Source organism: Lichenifustis flavocetrariae (assembly GCF_026130545.1).
GTDB classification, from domain to species: Bacteria; Pseudomonadota; Alphaproteobacteria; order Rhizobiales; family Beijerinckiaceae; genus Lichenihabitans; species Lichenihabitans flavocetrariae.
This window is the reverse complement of sequence record NZ_JAMOIM010000022.1, coordinates 45708-63577: the sequence shown is the minus strand read 5'-3', so window position 1 is coordinate 63577 and position 17870 is coordinate 45708. Positions and strand designations below refer to the sequence as shown.

The window sequence follows — 17870 nt, the reverse complement described above, 5'->3', positions numbered from 1 at the left end:
ATTGTCTGCGGATGAGGCGTGAGGTCGGGAGATCGCTACTTGGTCAGGTCACTGCTGGCACCGAGCCACGCGATCTTTCCGTTCTTGATTTGATAGATATTGATGCTCGTGTCGCTTTCAGGCTCGCCGTTCGCCTGGAATTTGTAGGTGCGGGTCAAACCGCGGTAATCCTTGCTCCGCAGATAGTCGACAAGTCCCGCGCGATCCCGAACGCCCGACTTGATCGCTGCAACGATCATGCTCGTCGCATCAAATCCTTCCGCACTATAGGCCTGCGCATCCGCGGAGAACTTCGCCTTATAGTCGTTAAAGAATGTCGCGAGCGGGCCGTCCTTCGGCCCACCGTAATCGGCGACCGGCGCCGCTTGAGACGTGAAATATGTTCCTTCGGACGACGGGCCGGCCAGCTTGACGTAATCGGGCGAGAGCGTTCCGTCGGGGGCAAAGAATGTGCCCGAATAGCCGCCCTCGACGAGTTGGCGATTGAACACCGTCTCGGTATTGACGCTGGCGCCAAGAAATACGCCTTTTGCCCCACTCGCGGTGATCTTGGATACGGTGCTGGAGAAATCGTCGCCATTCGGATCGATCGCCTCCTCGACAACCACGCTGCCGCCGTCCTTGGCGACCTGCGCCTTCACGGCTGCGGCCAGACCGTGACCGTACTGGGTTCCGTCGTCGATCACGCCGATCTTCGTGATCTTGAGGGCTTTGGTCATGTAATCCGCGACCGCGGCTGCCTGTAGATCGTCATTGGGCACGACCCGGAACATTGTCCAGCCTTTGGTCGCGAGTGCTGCTGCGGTTCCCATGGTCAACATCGGAACGCTTGCCTGCGTGTAGAGCGGACCCACGGCATTGGTCGTGCTACCGAAGATGGGACCGACAACGCCGATAATGTCTGCATCTTGAATGACCTTGCGCGCGACGGTCGGCGCCTGCGCCGCATCCACCTGATCGTCAGCCGGCACATATTGCAGATCGATGCCGAGCTTCGCGAGCGCCTCCTGGTTCTGGGCAACCGCCAACTGGACGCCGTTTCCGATCGGGATGCCGAAGAAGGCGACCGGCCCCGTGAGCGCACCCTCATAGGCGATCTTGATCGTCTGCGAAGCCGCGAACCCGAAGTTGCTCGAGGCCAGAAGGGCGCCCAGACTAATGGTCGCAAGGAAACCTTTGGAGAGGCGGTTGAGCATGGCCTTAAAATCCTGCAGGTACATCAGGCGAGCCGCCGATTGGCAGCAAGTTCAACATACTTGAATGCTCTGACAGTTTGGACATGCGAGTCAAGCGAGTCGAAAGGCATCTAGCGTACAATAGAAGAAATAATTGAATTTTGTTCAAGTGACTTGCACACTGAGTAACATATAGGCGGCTGGTGGTGAATCTGACATGACGGACAGAGCGAAACACGAAACCGCGACGCCAGAGTCGGCGCCGGATCGGGTCGATCCGAGCGCTGCGAAAAATGAAGTGCAGATCGGCGGCAAGCTCAAGCATGCACGGTTGCGTAAATCATGGACCCTTCGCCAAGTGTCCTTGGCGGCCGGCTGTTCGGAGAGCATGCTGTCCAAAATCGAGAACGGACGCGCCACCCCCTCGCTTCCGACACTGCACCGGATCGCTGCGAGCCTTGATACGACCGTATCGGCCCTTCTCAGTTCCACGACGGACGACACGTCCGTCGTGGCACGCCCTGAGGATCGGCCCACCTACGTGGTCAAGGACCAAGGCATCAGGCTGGAACGTCTCATCACGCATGTCGACGGCAACCTGCTGCAAGGCAACATTCACTGGATTGAGCCGGGCGCAAGTGCGGAAGAGATCGTCGCACATCAGGGCGAAGAGCTCGGCTACATCCTGGAAGGCGAGATCGTCCTCCTGGTCGACGGCAAAAGCTTTGTGGTCGGCGAAGGCGCGTCCTTCCACTTCCGGTCGGAGATGCCCCACGCCTATCGGAACGAAGGCAAATCCCGTGCGAAGATCCTTTGGGTCAGCACCCCGCCAACCTTCTGATAAGTTGGGTATTCAGTGTTGCTGCACTCTACTGCAGTGCAGCAAGGCAAGCATTGGCGACACAGAAAAAAAGCTGTCTGTTCATCCTTATGGGCCGCGTCACACGGAGGTTGACAACGCCGAAAAAGTGACTGCGCGGGGAAATCGAGACCTCTTGCTCCCTTCCCCTCGAAGCCGCTCGATCCGAAGGACCTTAGGCAGCCGTGGCACAGGCGAGATCGAGAACGTCGCAACAGTAAGATCGTGAAAGAACGAACGTCAGCTTTGGCCTATTCAGTTTCGACAACAGCCGTTCAGCTTTCGGCCAAGCTCGCCCGTTGGCGACCAATCAGCTTCAGCTAAAGCAGACCTCCCGGCATCGTCGTGTCGGCAGGTGTCACTAGAACTCGGCCGACGATCTCTCGCTGCGATCAGTGACGATGAACGGCGAGCCTACGATCTTGGCCGGCTCCGGCCGTCGGTCGCCTCATTCGTGGGAAATGCCGGTTCGAAGGGCCGTGCAGTCTCGCACGTATGTCGCGCGACTTCGGGCCGGCCCGGAATGAGCTGCATAGACGTCAGCGGGATCCGTCGCGAGATCTCCCCAAGAGCTTGGGATCGATTTGGGATTTCAATTTTGTTTTCCCCCTTCTCAAGCTCAACAAGGATATCACGTCATGGCCGACACTCATCGTACGCTCTCGCCAACGCCTGCACTGAACAACGATCTCCTGGCGGGGATCCGGCAGATCTTCACACCCAACGAAATCGAAGTCATCGCGACCGCCTTGGCGGGATCTCTGAAGTGGACCCCATCCGTAGGACCACCTGAGCCGGTTCGTTAGTTGGACATTGGCTGCCCCGCAGCCCTTCAAATCATGCAGCCAATGCTTTCGCCTGCTGCTTCCGTGGTGATGTGGTCATCGCGGTAGCGTTGTCCATCATCTCCACAGCTCCTTGGCTCGCGGCGAGGGCTCGGCCCTCGCGCCAGACCAACATCGGCGTTCGATGCCCGAGCGCCTGGTGAAAGCGCTGCTCATTGCAGAACGTGATCCACGCCGCGATGCCGGCTTTCGCCTCGCGGCCGTCGGCATAGGCCTTGAGGTAGATGTCCTCGTGTTTCATCGAGCGCCACAGCCGCTCGATGAACACGTTGTCCATCCAGCGCCCGCGTCCGTCCATCGAAATCCTGATGCCGGCTCGCTCCAGGGTGCCGGTGAAGTCGTATCCCGTGAACTGGCTCCCCTGGTCGGTATTGAAGATCTCCGGCCGGCCGTGGCGCGCCAGCGCGTCCTCGAGCGCCGCGACGCAGAAGGAGGCGTCCATCGTGTTCGACAGCCGCCACGACAGCACGGCACGGCTCGACAGTCCATCACGGCTACGAGATAGAGGAAGCCACGCCCGATCGGCAGATAGGTGATGTCGGCGCGACCTGTCATGGTTTGGTCGCTCGATCCTGAGATCGCGCAGCAGATAGGGGTAGATCTTGTGCCCCGGCGCCGGCCTCGAGGTGTTGGGCTTCGGGCCGAGCGCCGCGATCCCGATCCGCCGCTGGACTCGCTTGCGATTGATCGCGTGTCTTTCCTGGCGCAACGGCAGCGTCATGCGGCGCGAGCCGTAGAACGACCGCTCCGTGAACAGCTCGTCGAGCCGCTTCATCAAATCGAGATCGACCTCACTGGTCGGCGCCTCGGCCCGGTAGACGCCGGAGCGCGCGACGCCGACCAGCTCGCACTGCCGGCGGATCGAAAGCCGCTCGTCGGCTGGATCGAGCATCCCTCGCCGGTCCGGGGTACTCATCGCCCGGACCTCTTGGCTCAAAAATCGCGCTCGACCGTGAGTTGGCCGGTCTTCGCGTAAAGATCGTCGACCTGCCGCTGCGCCAGCTTCTCGGCATCGAGGCCGACACCGCCATCGAAAGCCCGTGCGGCATGGTCGACCAACTGCTTCTTCCAGGCATAGATCTGGTTCGGATGCACCTCGTAGCGTCGCGCCAGTTCCGCTACCGTCGCTTGCTCGCGCAGCGCCTCCAAGGCAATCTTCGCCTTCAGCGCCGTGTCGATCTTACGTCTCGTCTTCTTCGTCATCGCTCCCTCCGTCTATCGAACGGAGAAGCCGATTTCCAACTTAGCTCATGGTCCCAAAAACGGGGTCCACTTCACGCCCGCCTGGACCTGCCGGGAGCCCGTCCTACCTGCCTGCCGACTCCAGAACCTGATTCAAGAGGACCGCGCCCAGAATGATGGCGCCACGCACGACGTATTGCCAATATTCGGAGACATCGAGCAGCGTCATGCCGTTCGTGATGCAGCCGAGGAGCAGCACGCCCAGTAGGGTGCCCCAGACCCGGCCCTTGCCGCCGAACAGGCTGGTGCCCCCGATGATGGTGGCGGCGATGACGTCGAGTTCCATGCCGGTTGCCGTGTTGCCGGTGCCCGAGCCGATTTGCGAGGCGATCAGCGTCCCGGTCACGGCGGTGAGCACCCCGGTGATGGCGAGCGTCATGGTCTTCACGAAGAAGACGTCGATGCCCGATAGGCGCGCCGCCTCTGCGTTCCCACCCACGGCGTAGACAGCTCGTCCGAAGCTCGTGAACTTCATCAGCACGTGCATGAGCACGAAGACGGTGAGGAAGACGTAGACCGGGAACGGCACGCCGACCAGGTCGCCGGCGCCCAGGAACCCGAACCAGTCGGGCAGGTCGGTCAGTGGAAAACCACCGGTGATGAGGTTGGCCGCGCCGCGCAGGGCGGTGAACAGCGCCAGCGTGGTGATAAAAGTCGGCACGTTGAACCACCGCCGCATGCTCCCGGTGAACACCCCCGTCAGGAACCCGATCGCCATCGCGACCAGCACGCCGAGCGCCACGGCCGCGACCGAGCCGATGCGCGGCGATAGGGCCCCGGAAAACCAGGCCACCACGCAACCCGCCAAGGCGACCGCGGCCCCGACCGACAGGTCGATCTCGCCCGCGATGATGACGGCCGTCATGCCGAACGCGATGATGCCGAGCATCGAGACGGTGCGCAGGACATTGAAGAAGTTGCCCAGCGTGGCGAAGCCGGGCGCGAAGACGACCAGCACCACCACAATGACGAGCAGGATCGCCTCCATGGTGTAGATCTTGAGCATGGTCGTGCCCACGCGCCGCTGCTTGGTCCAGGCCACACGGTGGGCGGTGTCGCTCATGACGGGCGTCCTTCCATGCACAGACGGTAGAGTTCGGCGAGCGTGACGGCGCTGGGGAGCACCTCGGCGACGATGCGGCCCAGCCGCATCACCACGATGCGGTCGGCGACCTCCAGCAGTTCTTCCGGCTCGCTCGACACGAAGACGGAGGACAGCCCTCCCGCCGCCTCCCGCCACATGATGTCGAAGATCTGCTGCTTGGCCTGCACATCGATGCCGCGGCTCGGCTCGTCGAAGAACATAATCCTGGGACGCGTGTTGAGCCAGTTGCCGATGACGATCTTCTGCTGGTTGCCGCCCGAGAGCGACGACACCGGCAGCTGGGCATCCGGCACCTTGATGGCGAGCCCCTCGATCTGCCGGTCCACGAAGGGCTTCTCGCGAGCACGGTTGATGAAGCCATGGCGCGCGATGCGCCCGAGGCTCGCGAGGCACAGGTTGTCGTGCACCGAGCGGACCTGGACAAGGCCCGCCTCCTTGCGGTTTTCGGGCGTGTAGCCCACCCCGAGCGCCTTCATGCGGCGAAGCGAGGGGTGCCGCACCTCATTCCCGTCGACCGCGATGGTGCCCGTGTCGAACGGATCCGCCCCGAACACGGCGCGCAGCACCTCCGTCCGGCCCGCCCCGAGCAGACCGGCGAACCCCAGCACCTCGCCGCGATGGAGGTCGAAGGAGACATCCGCGAAGGCCCCGGCGCGCGTCAGGCCGCGCACCGTCAGGACCGGTGCGCCCCGCGTGGCCGCCCGGCGCGGGGGCCGCACCGCGCGGGCTATATCGCCGAACATCATGTCGACGATCCCGTCCGGCGTGGTGGCCGCCATCGCGGTGGTGCCGACCGCGCGACCGTCACGCAGCACCGTGCAAGTGTCGGCGATCTCGAACAGCTCGTTCATGCGGTGGGTGATGTAGATCATGGTCACGCCACCGCTGCGCAGCCGCCGCACCAGATCGAACAGGAGCTCGACTTCGCGCGACGCGAGGGCAGAGGTCGGCTCATCGAGCAGCAGGATGGCGGGCTCGAACGACATCGCCTTGACGATCTCGACCACCTGCTGCTGGCCGACGCTGAGCGAGCCGACCGGGGCCTTGGAGTCGATGTCGAGACCCATGCCGTGCAGCAGGCGGGTGGCATCGGCATGGACGCGGGGCCAGTCGACCACGCTCCGTCCCAGCACGCGCCGGTGCGGCAGGCGCCCCAGATAGATGTTCTCGCCGACCGACAGCACGGGGACGAGCGAGAGTTCCTGGTGAACCGTGACGATGCCGGCCTTGAAGGCATCCACGGGACTGTCGAACGTCGCCGGCCGACCGCTGATCGTCATCCGGCCGAGGGTCGGTTTGACCGCCCCGGCCAGGATCTTGATGAGGGTCGACTTGCCCGACCCGTTCTTGCCCATGAGGGCATGCACGCGGCCGGGCTCGAACCGGTGCGTGAAGGGCGCCAGCGCCAGCGTCGGCCCATAGGCTTTCGCCACACCGTCGAGCTCGATGGCGCCTTGCGTCATGGATCGGTCACCGCGAGCGGAGCGCGCGCCGGCCGGCCGTCACTGCATTGCCTTGGCGCTGGTCAGGAAGGCTTCGACGCCGGCCTTGTCGTCGCGGGAAAGCGGCAGGGCCGGGACCAGAACTTGCTTCTCCACCGTCTTGCCGCCGATGGCCTGGAGCGCGGTCTCGATCGCGTCCTTGCCGACCTCGGCGGGCTGCTGGGCCGTGGTGGCGATCAGCACGCCATCGGGGTCCAGCAGGAAATTGGCGAGCTGCTCCGATCCGTCGGTGCCGAACACGAACACCTTGCCCTGCTTGCCGGCGCGCCGCACGGCCTGGACGGCCCCCACGGTACCGCCTTCGTTGGCTGCATAGATCACGTTGATCTCGGGGTGCGCGGTCAGCAGGTCGCTGGCGACCGCCACCGCCTTCTCGGCCAGAAAGCCGTCCTGCTGCGCCACGGTGTCGAGGGTCGTGCCCTCTTTGGCGGCGGCCAGAAAGCCGTTGGTGCGCGCGTCGCTCTGCTCAGCAAGCTGCGAGCGGAACGCCAGGATGCCGAGCTTGGCCTTGCCGCCCAGCTTGTCCTTGATGAACTTCGCCGCGATCTTGCCCGAGCCCATCCCGATGTCGCCGTCCGACGTGCCAATGAACGCGACCGGGAAGTCGGCGTCCATATGGGTGCCGTACAGTACGATCTTGACGCCCTTGTCATTGGCGCGCTGCAGCGCCTTAACGGATGCCTTGGCGCTGATGGGCGCGATCACGATGGCTTTGGCGCCGCGCGCCACGAAGGTGTCGACCAACGTCGCTTCCTTTTCAGCCTTGGACTCCGAGTTGCCTTGCAGCAGGGTCGCATGATCCTTGGCGCCGGCCTGCAAGCCGAGCTGGATGCCGCGGAAGTACTGGTCCTGCTGGAAAACGATCCCGCCGATCGTGGGCAGCTCCGCGGCGCGGGCCGGATTGGCCGTCAGGCCGGCCGCGATGATGGCGGCGCCGGCGACATGCTTCAGTGTCATCGTCATGGACGTGTTCCTCTCCCGATCGTGTTGCTTGTCCGTTCAGCCGCCGATTGGTTCGGCGGTCGCATCCGTCGCGCTGATAAATTGCGCGCCGTATTCGAGGTGTCGGCTCACCAGGTAGGCGTAGGCGGTGCGATCGCGCCGCCGCACCGCCTGGACGATGGCGTCGTGCTCCTGGAACGTGCCGTCGATGACCGGCCGCCGCGACTTGCCGAGTAGCATGAGCCGCACCACGGCCGGCTTCAGAAAACGGTAGATCTCGTCGAGCGTGCGATTGCGGGCGAGGCCGATCAAGGCGCTGTGGAAGCGGAAATCGGCTTCGGCGGCCGCCTCCATGCCGTGCACGGCCCGCATCGCGGCATTCAGCTCGTCGAGCCGCGCGAGATCCGCCGCCGCCACGGCCATCACCGCATCCCCGATGCCGACCTCAACGATGCGACGGAAGCCCTGCACGTCCGCGAAGGTCTCGATCGACACGTCCAAATTGGCCGACAGCAAGTCGAAGGCCGCCTCCACGCCCCGGTCGACGATGATGGCGCCCACTTTCGGGCGCACGTCGATGAGGCCGTACGTCTTGAGCGTCCGCAGCGCTTCGCGCACGGTGTTGCGGCTGGCCGACAGGTAATCGCCGAGTTCGCGCTCCGTGGGCAGCGGATCGCCGACGCCGAGGCCGCGATCCCGGATCAGCGCGCGGATCTTCTGCACCAGCACGTCGACGGTCGTCCCGTGCGGGGCGGCGGCCGAGGCCCGCGAAGGGAATGTCTCGAGCCCCATTACATGATCCCGAACTTTTCGAAGGCCGCGACGGTGGTCATCCCCTCCTGCAGAGCCTTGAGCACGGCGTTCTCGCCCCGCACCTTGTCGAAGGCTCCCGCGAAAGCCGGTTCCACCACGGTCTTGGGCACGATCAGCACCCCGTCGCGGTCGCCGAACACCACGTCGCCCGGCTCGACCCGCACCCCGTCCAGCTCGATCGGCACGCGCCAGTCGACGACCTTGCCGCGCGGTCCCTGGTCCTGGGCATAGCTGCCGAAGGAGGCGACCGGGAAACCGAGCCGCAGGATTTCGTTGGTGTCCCGGTGGAAGCCGTGTAGCACGGCTCCAGCGGCCCCGCACATTTGTGCGCGCGTGGACATGAGTCCGCCCCAGAGCGCGTAGCGGTGCGACGCCCCGGCACAGATGTAGACCTCGCCGGGCTTGAGGTCGTCGAGCGCCGCGAACATGAGCCCGAAGGGCTGCGCGCTGACGGCGGCTTGCCCGGACGAGCGCTCGGCGAAGAAGTCCGCTTCGAGGACCGGCATGGCGCGCCCGAGCACCACCATCGCAGGATTGATCGGCTTGAGGGAGGGCGACAGGAATTGCTTCTGGTAGCCCAGCTTGTCCAGCACGTCGCCGACCACGGCGACGAACAGTTCCCGCCGTACCGCGTCGAACAGCGCCGTGTCGTCGGCCCAGGCGCTCACGGCCGGCCGTCCGCGGTCTGCTGCGGCAGCGCCGCGATGCCAGGCCCCATCAGCGCGTTGATGTAGCCCATCGAAAAAGCCATGCCGGCATGCCAGGGGGCGTCGCAGGTCATCGGTGGCGCGTGGTCGGGCACGATGACGCCGTCGAAGGCGGCCTCGCGCAGCAAGGTGATCACGCGCGGGATGTCGATGTCGCCCTCGTCGATGAACGTTTCCTGGTAGTGCGGGACGCGGCCCCGGACGTTGCGCAGGTGCACATAGGCGATGCGTCCCTGTCGAGCGTGCCGGTCGACCGTTTCGTACACGTCGCCTTCCGCCATTTCGCCGACCGTGCCGACGCAGAACTCGAGCGCATTGGCGCGGCTCGACCCTATGTCCACCAAGCGCTGGTAGAGGTGCGGCTGGTAGACGAGGCGAGGCTGCTGACGCACGGTTGGGAGTGGCGGGTCATCCGGATGGGCCGCCATGCGCACGCCGGCCTCCTCGGCCACGGGCAGGATGCGGTCCAGGAACCACTGCAGGTTCGCCCAGAGCGCTTCGCTCGACAGGGTGGGGCGGACGCCTGTAGCGGCGGGGTCGACCACCATGTTCCAGGCCATGCTGGCCGGCAGGGGGCTCTGCGTCACTGCATTGGGTCCGGCGAGCCCCACCGAGGGGGCACCGCCACGGGCCACGTTGGCGGTAATCCGGCCCGCGACGCCCGCCAGGCTGAAATTGTAACCGAACACCTGGATGCCAGCCGCCCCGGCGTTGCGGATGAGGCGTTGCACGTCGATCATCTGGGCGTCCCGGAGCGGGCCACCGAAAAGGATGTCGGACCACAAGGCCGGATCGAAATTCTCGATCGCGTAGAAGGTTAGCCCATGCGCCGCCATGGCGTCCCGGACCGCGACAAGATCCGCGATCTCCCACACGCGCCCTTCGGCGATCCCCCATCCCGACCCGTCGCCGATGGGCTGGTCGGCGCGCGAGGTCTGGTCGCTGCCGCGGAAGTAGTCGCACATGTGCACGACGATGTGGGTCGCTCCGCACTGCCGCGCGAACGCGAAATGCGCGTCGTCCAGCATGTGGCGGTAGAGCCCGAAGCCGAGTTTCATGAACGCGATGTCTCCAGCGCGCCGGCGCTGCACCGACTTCGATCAAGCTAATTTGTTGGACCAGTAGGTGTCAATGGACTGTTTTGAACTGTTTGTTGACGCTACGAGATCAAATGTGAGTGGTCTAACTTGGTGCAACCGTTGCGCTGGTCCAACGATAGCAGCGTGTACGGAGGAGGGAGCGAAGGATGGATCGAGACATGGATGGGAAAGTCGCGCTGGTCACCGGGACGTCCGGGGTCGCGGCAGCGACATGCGCTCGCTTGCTCGAACTCGGGGTTCGCGTACTCGCCTGCGGCATCGACGAAGCCGCCAATGCGACTTTGCGCGAAAGAACCCCGGGCATCGTGGTACGCCGGGCCGACATGGCCGAGGCGGCAGACGTCGAGGCCTGTGTGGCGGACGCGGTCAACCGGTTCGGCGGGGTCGACGTCATCGTGAACGCGGCCGCCATCCACCCCTTCGGCACGGTGGTCGACACTGATGCCGCAACCTGGGCGCGGTGCCTTGCGGTCAATCTCGGCTCGATCTACCTGACCGGTCACTTCGGCATTCCGGCCCTCCGCAATCGGGGCGGCGGCTCCATCGTCAACTTGGCTTCCATCCAGGGCCACGCCTGCCAGAGGGGCGTCGCGGCCTATACGGCCACAAAGGGCGCCATCCACGCGCTGACGCGCGCCATGGCGCTCGATCACGCCCCAGACAACATCCGGGTCAATTCCGTCAGCCCCGGTTCGGTCCGGACGCCTATGCTGGCGGTGGCGGCGCGGCACTTCGACGGCCCGGACGCTGATGTCGAGGCAGTCTTCCGCCGCTTCGGGGACGCTCATCCGCTCGGCCGCATCGCCGAAGCTGAGGAAGTGGCTGAGATGATCGTCTTCCTGGCGGGTCCGCGCGCCAGCTTCTGTACCGGCGGCGATTACTTGATCGACGGCGGACTAAAGGCCGGAATCGGGGTCAGGTGATACCTTCATCCAAGTGAAGGTGCGGTGCTGCGTTGGCGATCAGCCGGGGCCGCCCCTGCGAGCACGTCCGCTTTAATGCATCGATCGCCCGAAGCAGCCATTCCAGCTTTCGGCCATGCTCTCCAGTTTGTGGCTGCTCGCCTTTTCTACCTATGGCCGCTGTCGGCCGTGGGGGAGTAACGATGGGACATCCAGAATTCGATCCAGGCTTCAAAGAACGGCGCTCCTGGAATGCCGGCCGAAAGCTCGGCGCCAAGCGAGCGTTAAAGCCGCAGCAAGTTGGGCTGTTCGGTTCCGGCTTGGTCGGGAAGACCGGTTACGTGATCGCGCGATGTTCGACCTGGCGATCGACAGCAAGCTGCGTGGCTGCGATGTCGTGAAGGTCAAGATCAGCGACCTCGTTGCCGGCGGCCGGGTCCGAAACCGCGCGATCGTGGTCCGGCAGAAGACCGGCCGGCCTGTTCAATTTGAGCTGCTCGAGTCAGCATCCTGGCTTGGCTCGAACGTCGAGGCGGATCACTCGACGACTTCGTTTTTGCGAGCCGGATCGACCATGCCCGGCACATGAGCACCCGCCAGTATGCACGGCTTGTCGACGAGTGGGTGACTGGAATTGGGTTGCGGCCGAAAGACTACGGAACCCATTCACTCCGGCGAACGAAGGCGTCGATCATCTACAAGCAGACCGGCAACTTGCGCGCGGTGCTGATCCTTCTTGGGCATACGAAGATCGAGAGCACGGTGCGCTATCTCGGCGTGGATGTCGAAGACGCGCTGACCTTGTCTGAACGTACCGAGATCTGAACGTAGGAGGCGCAGCCCACCTTCTCGGATCTCGGCTGCGCCTTCGCGCCCATGCCCGGCGTTCCATCAGTAAGCGCGCCGCACCGAAAGCAGCCATTCGCCTGGCGCCAGAGAGCGAGACCTTCCTGCGATAGCCTCCACAGCCACAAATTGGTTCGTCCCCGCCTTTGCTCGCTCTCGTAACGCAAGGACCAGCTCGATAGGCTCTTGACAAAAGTTGGTACCAACCTATTTTGCTCTTCAAGCGATCGCTCATGCGGTCAACAAATAGGATCGGACATCAACGATGACATCGCCCGTCCTCCTCATCACTGGCGCCTCGTCCGGCATCGGACGAGCCACCGCTCGCTTGTTCGCCGAAAAAGGGTACCGCGTCTTCGGCACCTCCCGCCGTCCGGAGGCGACGGCCGCAATCTCCGGCGTCGAGTTCGTTGCGCTGGATGTGCGGGACGAGGCCTCCGTCAAGGCTTGCACCGCCCAGGTGCTCGAACGGGCTGGCCGCATCGACGTGCTCGTCAACAACGCTGGTTACGCCATGGTAGGGGCCGTCGACGAGACAAGTCCGGACGAGGCACAGGCGCTGTTCGACACCAACGTGCTGGGCATGCTGCGTATGGTCCGGGCATTGCTGCCGACGATGCACAAGCAGCGCTCCGGCCGTATCGTCAACACCAGTTCGGTGCTGGGCTTCCTGCCCGCGCCTTTCAAGGGCGCCTATGCGAGTTCCAAGCACGCCGTGGAGGGCCTGTCCGAGTCGCTCGATCACGAGGTCCGGGGCTTCGGCATCCGCGTCGTCCTTGTACAGCCGAATTTCACCAAGGCGGAACTCGGAGACAACGCGGTCTCGGTCGCCGCATCGATCGAGGCCTACGGCCTCCTGAAGCAGCGCGTGTCGGTTGCGACCGGCAAGGCCATGAAGGCGGCGCCCGGTCCGGAGACCGTCGCTGCGGAGATCCTGCGTGCGGCGGAGGAGAGCTACCAGATGCGCCGGCCGGTCGGTTCCGGCGCCAAGCTGCTCAGCCGGCTTCGTCGGTACATGCCGGCTGGTCCGGTGGATCACAGCCTTCAAAAGACCTTCGCGTTGAGCTGATCGAAACGTCGCCACAGGGACGATCGATGGAACAGGATAGACTGACCTTCGAGGGTACGTGGATGGTTGCGGAAAAGTGCTTGTGCACGAATGTCCAGCGAGCCGCCCGCTCCATCGGGCGTCGCTTCGACGAAGCGTTCCGGCCGCTCGACCTGACGAATTGGCAATTCACTCTGTTGGTCGCGCTGAACCGCCCGGAGCCGCCGACCATCAACGTGCTCGCCAAGGACCTCGCCATCGACCGGACGACGATCACGGGGAGCTTGAAGCCGCTCGAGCGACGCGGTCTCGTGAGCATCAAGCAGGATGCTACGGACAAGCGGGCCCGTCGCGTCGAACTGACCGAGGCAGGAAGCGAACTGCTGCAGCAGGCCTACGCGATCTGGAAGCAGGTCGAGGGCGCCGTCGAACGCGACCTTGCGATCGACGACATCGACGGGTTCCGGGCTGGCTTGCGGGCTGCGACCGCGGTCTGAATTTCAACCGTTATAACACCATCTTGCGGGCCAAAAGGTTGTTATCAACTCAATTGGCGCGGGCCTTCCAGGGTAGCCAAGCAACGAGAGCGGACATGCGCAATCATCATCTGATCACCGCCGCTATCCTCGCGGCCCTCGGCCTCGCCGGGTGCGAGAAGCCGGAGGGTGACGCGAGGACTGAACCGCCCCTGGTCATGACCACTTTGGTCAAGCCGGCCGGCGACGTCGAACGCGCGTTCACAGGAACCGTGTCGGCAAGAGTCCAGAGCAATCTTGGCTTCCGCGTGCCGGGCAAGGTCGTCGAGCGGCTCGTCGACACGGGCCAGACGGTTCTCGCCGGCCAGCCGCTCATGCGCATTGATCGCACGGACCTCCAGCTCGCCATCACGGCCCAAGACAATGCGGTCGCGGCCGCCAAGGCCGTGCTGGTGCAAGCCACGAACGACGAAGCCCGCGACCGCGACCTGCTCGCCAAGGGCTGGACGCCGCGCCAGAAGTGGGACGCCAGCAAGGCCGCGCTCGACACAGCCAAGGCTCAACTCGCCGCCGCGGAGGCTCAGGCGAATGTCGCCCGCAACCAAGGCGACTATTCGGTTCTACTCGCCGATGCCGATGGCGTGGTGATGGAGACCGTGGCGGAGCCCGGCCAGGTCGTGGCGGCCGGGCAGACCGTTGTGCGGCTCGCCCATGCCGGCCCCCGGGAGGCCACCGTCAACCTTCCCGAAACGCTCCGGCCGGACCTCGGCTCCGATGCCCAGGCGGATCTCTACGACAGGGCGCAAACCCGCTCACCCGCCCGCCTCCGGCAATTGTCGGATGTCGCCGATCCCCTGACGCGCACCTTCGAGGCCCGCTACGTGCTGGGTGGTGCCGCCGTCCAGGCGCCGCTCGGCGCGACGGTCACGATCCGCATCCCCTCGGCGCGAAACGGCGAGGACGTCAGCATCCCCCTGGGTGCGCTGATGAACGACGGAACGCGAACGGGCGTCTGGATCCTCCACGAAGACAACGTCTCGTTCAGACCCGTGCAGGTCCGGCAGATGGGTCAGGAAGCCGCCGTCCTGATCGGCGGGGTCTCGGCGGGGGATCGGGTCATCGCGCTGGGCGCGCAGTTCCTTCACGATGGCGAGCGGGTCCGCTCCGCCACGGTCCAGGAGGCCTCGCGATGAGCGGCTTCAACCTTTCGGCGCTGGCGGTGCGGGAACGCGCCGTCACCCTCTTCCTCATCGTCGCGATCACGCTCGCGGGCGGCTTCGCCTTCTTCAAGCTGGGCCGGGCCGAGGACCCGAGCTTTACCGTCAAGGTTCTGACCGTGACGGCCGCGTGGCCCGGCGCCACCGCCGAGGAGATGCAGAACCTCGTTGCCGAGCCTCTGGAGAAACGCATGCAGGAGCTGCGCTGGTACGACCGGGTCGAGACGTTCACGCGCCCCGGGATGGCGGTGATGATGGTGACCCTGAAAGACTCGACACCCCCGACCCAGGTGCCCGAGCAGTTCTATCAGGCCCGCAAAAAACTTGGCGACGAGGCCCGCAACCTGCCGACCGGCGCGCTCGGGCCCTTCATCAACGACGAATATTCCGACGTCACCTTCGCGCTCTATTCGGTCGAGGCCCATGGCCTGCCGCCGCGCCTGCTGACCCGACAGGCCGAAGCGCTGCGTCAGCGCCTGCTGCATGTCCCGGGGGTGAAGAAGATCGACATCCTCGGCGAGCGCCCGCAGAAGATTTTCGTCGAGTTCTCATACGCCCAGCTGGCAACGCTGGGGGTCAATGCGCGTGACATCATAGCCGCCCTGCAGGGCCTCAACGTGGTGACGCCCGCGGGCTCGATCGACACAGCCGGCCCGCAGGTCTTCGTCCGGCTCGACGGCGCCTACGACGACCTCCAGAAGATCCGCGACACGCCCATTGTGGCCGGCGGCCGGGTGCTCAAGCTGTCGGACGTGGCCAGGGTCGAGCGCGGCTACGAGGACCCCGCTACCTTCCTGATCCGCCACGACGGCGAATCCGCGATGGTGCTCGGTGTCGTCATGCAGGAGGGCTGGAACGGCCTTGAGCTCGGCAAGGCCCTGGAGGCCGAGTCCAAGGTGATCGCGGCGGACCTGCCCGCAGGCATCACCTTCTCCAAGATCACCGACCAGGCCGTCAACATCCAGGAGGCCTATGGCGAGTTCATGCTGAAGTTCGTGGTCGCCCTGGCCGTCGTCATGATCGTCAGCCTGGTGAGCCTCGGCTGGCGGGTCGGCATCGTGGTCGCGGCCGCCGTGCCGCTAACCCTCGCGGCGGTGTTCGTGATCATGCTGGCGACGGGCCGCGACTTCGACCGCATCACGCTCGGCGCCCTGATCCTGTCGCTCGGGCTGCTGGTCGACGACGCCATCATCGCCATCGAGATCATGGTGGTGAAGATGGAGGAAGGCTGGGAGCGCACGAAGGCCGCCGCCTATGCCTGGAGCCATACGGCGGCCCCCATGCTGTCCGGTACGCTCGTCACCGTCATCGGGCTGTCCCCCGTGGGCTTTGCGCGATCGACTGCAGGCGAATATGCTGGGAACATCTTCTGGATCGTCGGCTTCGCGCTGATTACGTCCTGGGTCGTGGCCGTGGTCTTCACGCCCTATCTCGGCGTGCAGATGCTGCCCGAGATCAAGACCGTCAAGGGCGGCCATGGAGCGGTTTACGCGACGCCGAACTTCGAGAGACTCCGACGCATCATCGGCTGGTCGGTCCGCCACAAGTTCGCCGTTGCCGGCGCCGTGCTGGGCCTGTTCGCCCTAGCCTTTGTCGGCATGGGATCGGTGAAGCAGCAATTCTTCCCGAGCTCCGACCGGCCGGAGGTTCTGGTCGAGGTGCAGCTGCCGGAAGGCACAAGCATCGAGACGACCAGCGCCGCGACCGCCAAGGTCGAGGCCTGGCTGAAACAGCAGCCGGAAGCGAAGATCGTCACCGCCTATATCGGCGAGGGCGCGCCCCGCTTCTTCCTGGCCTACAATCCCGAGCTTCCTGATCCGTCCTTCGCCAAGATCATTGTGCTGACGCCCAGCGAAGACGCACGCGAGCAGCTCAAGCTGCGGCTGCGCGAGGCCGTCAGCCAAGGGCTGGCGCCGGAGGCGAAGGTGCGCGCCACGCAGCTCGTTTTCGGACCCTATTCGCCCTTCCCAGTCGCCTTCCGGGTCATGGGACCTGACCTCGCCCGCGTCCGGGCGATCACCGCGCAGGTGCTCGGCGTCATGCGGGCGAACGCGCACATGCGGCAGGTCAACACCGACTGGAGCGAACAGGCGCCGACCGTCCACTTCGTCTTCGACCAGGACCGCCTGCATCTCATTGGCCTCTCGCCCGCCGACGCAGCCCAGCAGATGCAGTTCCTCCTGACGGGCGCGCCGGTAACCCAGGTGCGCGAGGACATCCGGACCGTCGACATTACCGCCCGGAGCGCCGGCACCGAGAGGCTCGACCCCGCCAGGATCGGCGACCTGACCCTGACGACCCGGGACGGCAAGCTGATCCCGCTGAGCCAGATCGGTCATGTCGAGATCCGCAACGAGGATCCGATCCTGAGACGGCGCGATCGGTTGTCGACCATCACGGTGCGCGGGGACATCGACGAAAACTTGCAGCCGCCGCAGGTCTCGATGGAGGTCAGCCAGGCCCTGCAGCCCATCATCGCGCAACTGCCTGAGGGCTACAGGATCGAAATGGGCGGCTCCATCGAGGAGGCCGGGAAGGCGAATGCGGCGCTGGCCCCCGTATTCCCGATCATGCTGCTCCTCACTTTGCTGGTGATCATCATGCAGGTCAGGTCGCTCGCCGCGATGGCCATGGTCATCCTGACGGCGCCGCTTGGCCTGATCGGGACCGTGCCGATTCTCCTGATCTTCAATCAGGCGTTCGGCTTCAACGCCATCCTGGGGCTGATTGGACTGTCCGGCATCCTGATGCGGAACACGCTGATCCTGATCGGCCAGATCCATACCAACCAGGAGGAAGGTCTCGCGCCCTACCAGGCCTTGGTGGAAGCGACCGTCCAACGCTCGCGTCCGGTCATCCTGACCGCGCTGGCGGCGGTGCTGGCCTTCATCCCCCTGACCCAATCGGTGTTCTGGGGCTCCATGGCCTTCACCCTGATCGGCGGGACGGCCGTGGGAACGGTGCTGATCCTCGTCTTCTTGCCGGCGCTCTACGCCATCTGGTTCCGCGTCGGGCCAACCGCGGCAGAGGTCGAGGCGCAAACGACGACGGTCGGCCTGGTGGCACACGCGGCGGCGACCGAATAACGCAG

16 protein-coding genes and 1 pseudogene are annotated in these 17870 nt (G+C 65.0%); 8 read left to right on the top strand and 9 right to left on the bottom strand.

Annotated elements, in window-relative coordinates; all coding sequences use genetic code 11:
• Positions 1-35: 35 nt before the first annotated feature.
• Positions 36-1196 carry a branched-chain amino acid ABC transporter substrate-binding protein gene (locus M8523_RS24790; protein WP_282587585.1) on the bottom strand — a complete coding sequence of 387 codons (1161 nt, stop codon included), beginning with the start codon at positions 1194-1196 and terminating at the stop codon, positions 36-38.
• 196 nt (positions 1197-1392) lie between these two features.
• Between M8523_RS24790 and M8523_RS24785 the strand changes: the two genes are divergently transcribed.
• Together M8523_RS24785 and M8523_RS24780 are read left to right on the top strand one after the other, a co-directional pair.
• On the top strand, positions 1393-2016 hold the full coding sequence (locus M8523_RS24785) for a cupin domain-containing protein (protein ID WP_282587584.1): 624 nt from the start codon (positions 1393-1395) through the stop codon (positions 2014-2016).
• A gap of 656 nt (positions 2017-2672) precedes the next feature.
• Positions 2673-2840 carry a hypothetical protein gene (locus M8523_RS24780; RefSeq protein ID WP_282587583.1) on the top strand — a complete coding sequence of 56 codons (168 nt, stop codon included), beginning with the start codon at positions 2673-2675 and terminating at the stop codon, positions 2838-2840.
• Between the two features lie 31 nt (positions 2841-2871).
• Here M8523_RS24780 and M8523_RS24775 read toward each other — a convergent pair whose 3' ends face one another.
• From M8523_RS24775 to M8523_RS24740, 8 genes are all read right to left on the bottom strand, one after another.
• On the bottom strand, positions 2872-3771 hold the full coding sequence (locus M8523_RS24775; protein WP_282587602.1) for an IS3 family transposase: 900 nt from the start codon (positions 3769-3771) through the stop codon (positions 2872-2874).
• A gap of 41 nt (positions 3772-3812) precedes the next feature.
• Entirely contained in the window at positions 3813-4082 is a 270-nt protein-coding gene (locus M8523_RS24770) for a transposase (protein WP_282587582.1), read from the bottom strand.
• Between the two features lie 103 nt (positions 4083-4185).
• Positions 4186-5184 carry an ABC transporter permease gene (locus M8523_RS24765; protein ID WP_282587581.1) on the bottom strand — a complete coding sequence of 333 codons (999 nt, stop codon included), beginning with the start codon at positions 5182-5184 and terminating at the stop codon, positions 4186-4188.
• Entirely contained in the window at positions 5181-6689 is a 1509-nt protein-coding gene (locus M8523_RS24760) for a sugar ABC transporter ATP-binding protein (protein WP_282587580.1), read from the bottom strand. The genes M8523_RS24765 and M8523_RS24760 overlap by 4 nt, the downstream gene beginning before the upstream one ends.
• A 39-nt stretch (positions 6690-6728) precedes the next feature.
• A complete protein-coding gene (locus M8523_RS24755) occupies positions 6729-7691 on the bottom strand; it encodes a substrate-binding domain-containing protein (RefSeq protein ID WP_282587579.1) in 963 nt (320 codons plus the stop codon).
• Between the two features lie 36 nt (positions 7692-7727).
• Positions 7728-8462: a FadR/GntR family transcriptional regulator gene (locus M8523_RS24750; RefSeq protein ID WP_282587578.1), complete on the bottom strand. Its 735-nt coding sequence runs from the start codon at positions 8460-8462 to the stop codon at positions 7728-7730.
• On the bottom strand, positions 8462-9151 hold the full coding sequence (locus M8523_RS24745) for an RraA family protein (RefSeq protein WP_282587577.1): 690 nt from the start codon (positions 9149-9151) through the stop codon (positions 8462-8464). Before M8523_RS24745 ends, M8523_RS24750 begins: the two co-directional genes overlap by 1 nt.
• Positions 9148-10248 carry a mannonate dehydratase gene (locus M8523_RS24740; protein ID WP_282587576.1) on the bottom strand — a complete coding sequence of 367 codons (1101 nt, stop codon included), beginning with the start codon at positions 10246-10248 and terminating at the stop codon, positions 9148-9150. Before M8523_RS24740 ends, M8523_RS24745 begins: the two co-directional genes overlap by 4 nt.
• Positions 10249-10448: 200 nt before the next feature.
• Here M8523_RS24740 and M8523_RS24735 point away from each other — a divergent pair, with 200 nt between their 5' ends.
• From M8523_RS24735 to M8523_RS24710, 6 genes and pseudogenes are all read left to right on the top strand, one after another.
• Positions 10449-11213 carry an SDR family NAD(P)-dependent oxidoreductase gene (locus M8523_RS24735; protein ID WP_282587575.1) on the top strand — a complete coding sequence of 255 codons (765 nt, stop codon included), beginning with the start codon at positions 10449-10451 and terminating at the stop codon, positions 11211-11213.
• A 182-nt stretch (positions 11214-11395) separates the two neighbouring features.
• Positions 11396-12017: pseudogene (locus M8523_RS24730) on the top strand (tyrosine-type recombinase/integrase).
• A gap of 286 nt (positions 12018-12303) precedes the next feature.
• A complete protein-coding gene (locus M8523_RS24725) occupies positions 12304-13107 on the top strand; it encodes an oxidoreductase (RefSeq protein ID WP_282587574.1) in 804 nt (267 codons plus the stop codon).
• 26 nt (positions 13108-13133) lie between these two features.
• Positions 13134-13583 (top strand): MarR family winged helix-turn-helix transcriptional regulator, encoded by a 450-nt coding sequence (locus M8523_RS24720; RefSeq protein WP_282587573.1) that lies wholly within the window; start codon positions 13134-13136, stop codon positions 13581-13583.
• Between the two features lie 95 nt (positions 13584-13678).
• Entirely contained in the window at positions 13679-14755 is a 1077-nt protein-coding gene (locus M8523_RS24715; protein WP_282587572.1) for an efflux RND transporter periplasmic adaptor subunit, read from the top strand.
• Positions 14752-17865, top strand: coding sequence for an efflux RND transporter permease subunit (locus M8523_RS24710; protein WP_282587571.1), 3114 nt, complete (start codon positions 14752-14754; stop codon positions 17863-17865). The genes M8523_RS24715 and M8523_RS24710 overlap by 4 nt, the downstream gene beginning before the upstream one ends.
• The last annotated feature ends 5 nt before the right edge of the window (positions 17866-17870 follow it).

What these genes read in the sequence shown, in the direction of transcription:
- M8523_RS24790 (WP_282587585.1), bottom strand. Translation starts at nt 1,196, where the DNA reads ATGCTCAACCGCCTCTCCAAAGGTTTCCTTGCGACCATTAGTCTGGGC.
- M8523_RS24785 (WP_282587584.1), top strand. Translation starts at nt 1,393, where the DNA reads ATGACGGACAGAGCGAAACACGAAACCGCGACGCCAGAGTCGGCGCCG.
- M8523_RS24780 (WP_282587583.1), top strand. Translation starts at nt 2,673, where the DNA reads ATGGCCGACACTCATCGTACGCTCTCGCCAACGCCTGCACTGAACAAC.
- M8523_RS24775 (WP_282587602.1), bottom strand. Translation starts at nt 3,771, where the DNA reads ATGCTCGATCCAGCCGACGAGCGGCTTTCGATCCGCCGGCAGTGCGAG.
- M8523_RS24770 (WP_282587582.1), bottom strand. Translation starts at nt 4,082, where the DNA reads ATGACGAAGAAGACGAGACGTAAGATCGACACGGCGCTGAAGGCGAAG.
- M8523_RS24765 (WP_282587581.1), bottom strand. Translation starts at nt 5,184, where the DNA reads ATGAGCGACACCGCCCACCGTGTGGCCTGGACCAAGCAGCGGCGCGTG.
- M8523_RS24760 (WP_282587580.1), bottom strand. Translation starts at nt 6,689, where the DNA reads ATGACGCAAGGCGCCATCGAGCTCGACGGTGTGGCGAAAGCCTATGGG.
- M8523_RS24755 (WP_282587579.1), bottom strand. Translation starts at nt 7,691, where the DNA reads ATGACGATGACACTGAAGCATGTCGCCGGCGCCGCCATCATCGCGGCC.
- M8523_RS24750 (WP_282587578.1), bottom strand. Translation starts at nt 8,462, where the DNA reads ATGGGGCTCGAGACATTCCCTTCGCGGGCCTCGGCCGCCGCCCCGCAC.
- M8523_RS24740 (WP_282587576.1), bottom strand. Translation starts at nt 10,248, where the DNA reads ATGAAACTCGGCTTCGGGCTCTACCGCCACATGCTGGACGACGCGCAT.
- M8523_RS24735 (WP_282587575.1), top strand. Translation starts at nt 10,449, where the DNA reads ATGGATGGGAAAGTCGCGCTGGTCACCGGGACGTCCGGGGTCGCGGCA.
- M8523_RS24725 (WP_282587574.1), top strand. Translation starts at nt 12,304, where the DNA reads ATGACATCGCCCGTCCTCCTCATCACTGGCGCCTCGTCCGGCATCGGA.
- M8523_RS24720 (WP_282587573.1), top strand. Translation starts at nt 13,134, where the DNA reads ATGGAACAGGATAGACTGACCTTCGAGGGTACGTGGATGGTTGCGGAA.
- M8523_RS24715 (WP_282587572.1), top strand. Translation starts at nt 13,679, where the DNA reads ATGCGCAATCATCATCTGATCACCGCCGCTATCCTCGCGGCCCTCGGC.
- M8523_RS24710 (WP_282587571.1), top strand. Translation starts at nt 14,752, where the DNA reads ATGAGCGGCTTCAACCTTTCGGCGCTGGCGGTGCGGGAACGCGCCGTC.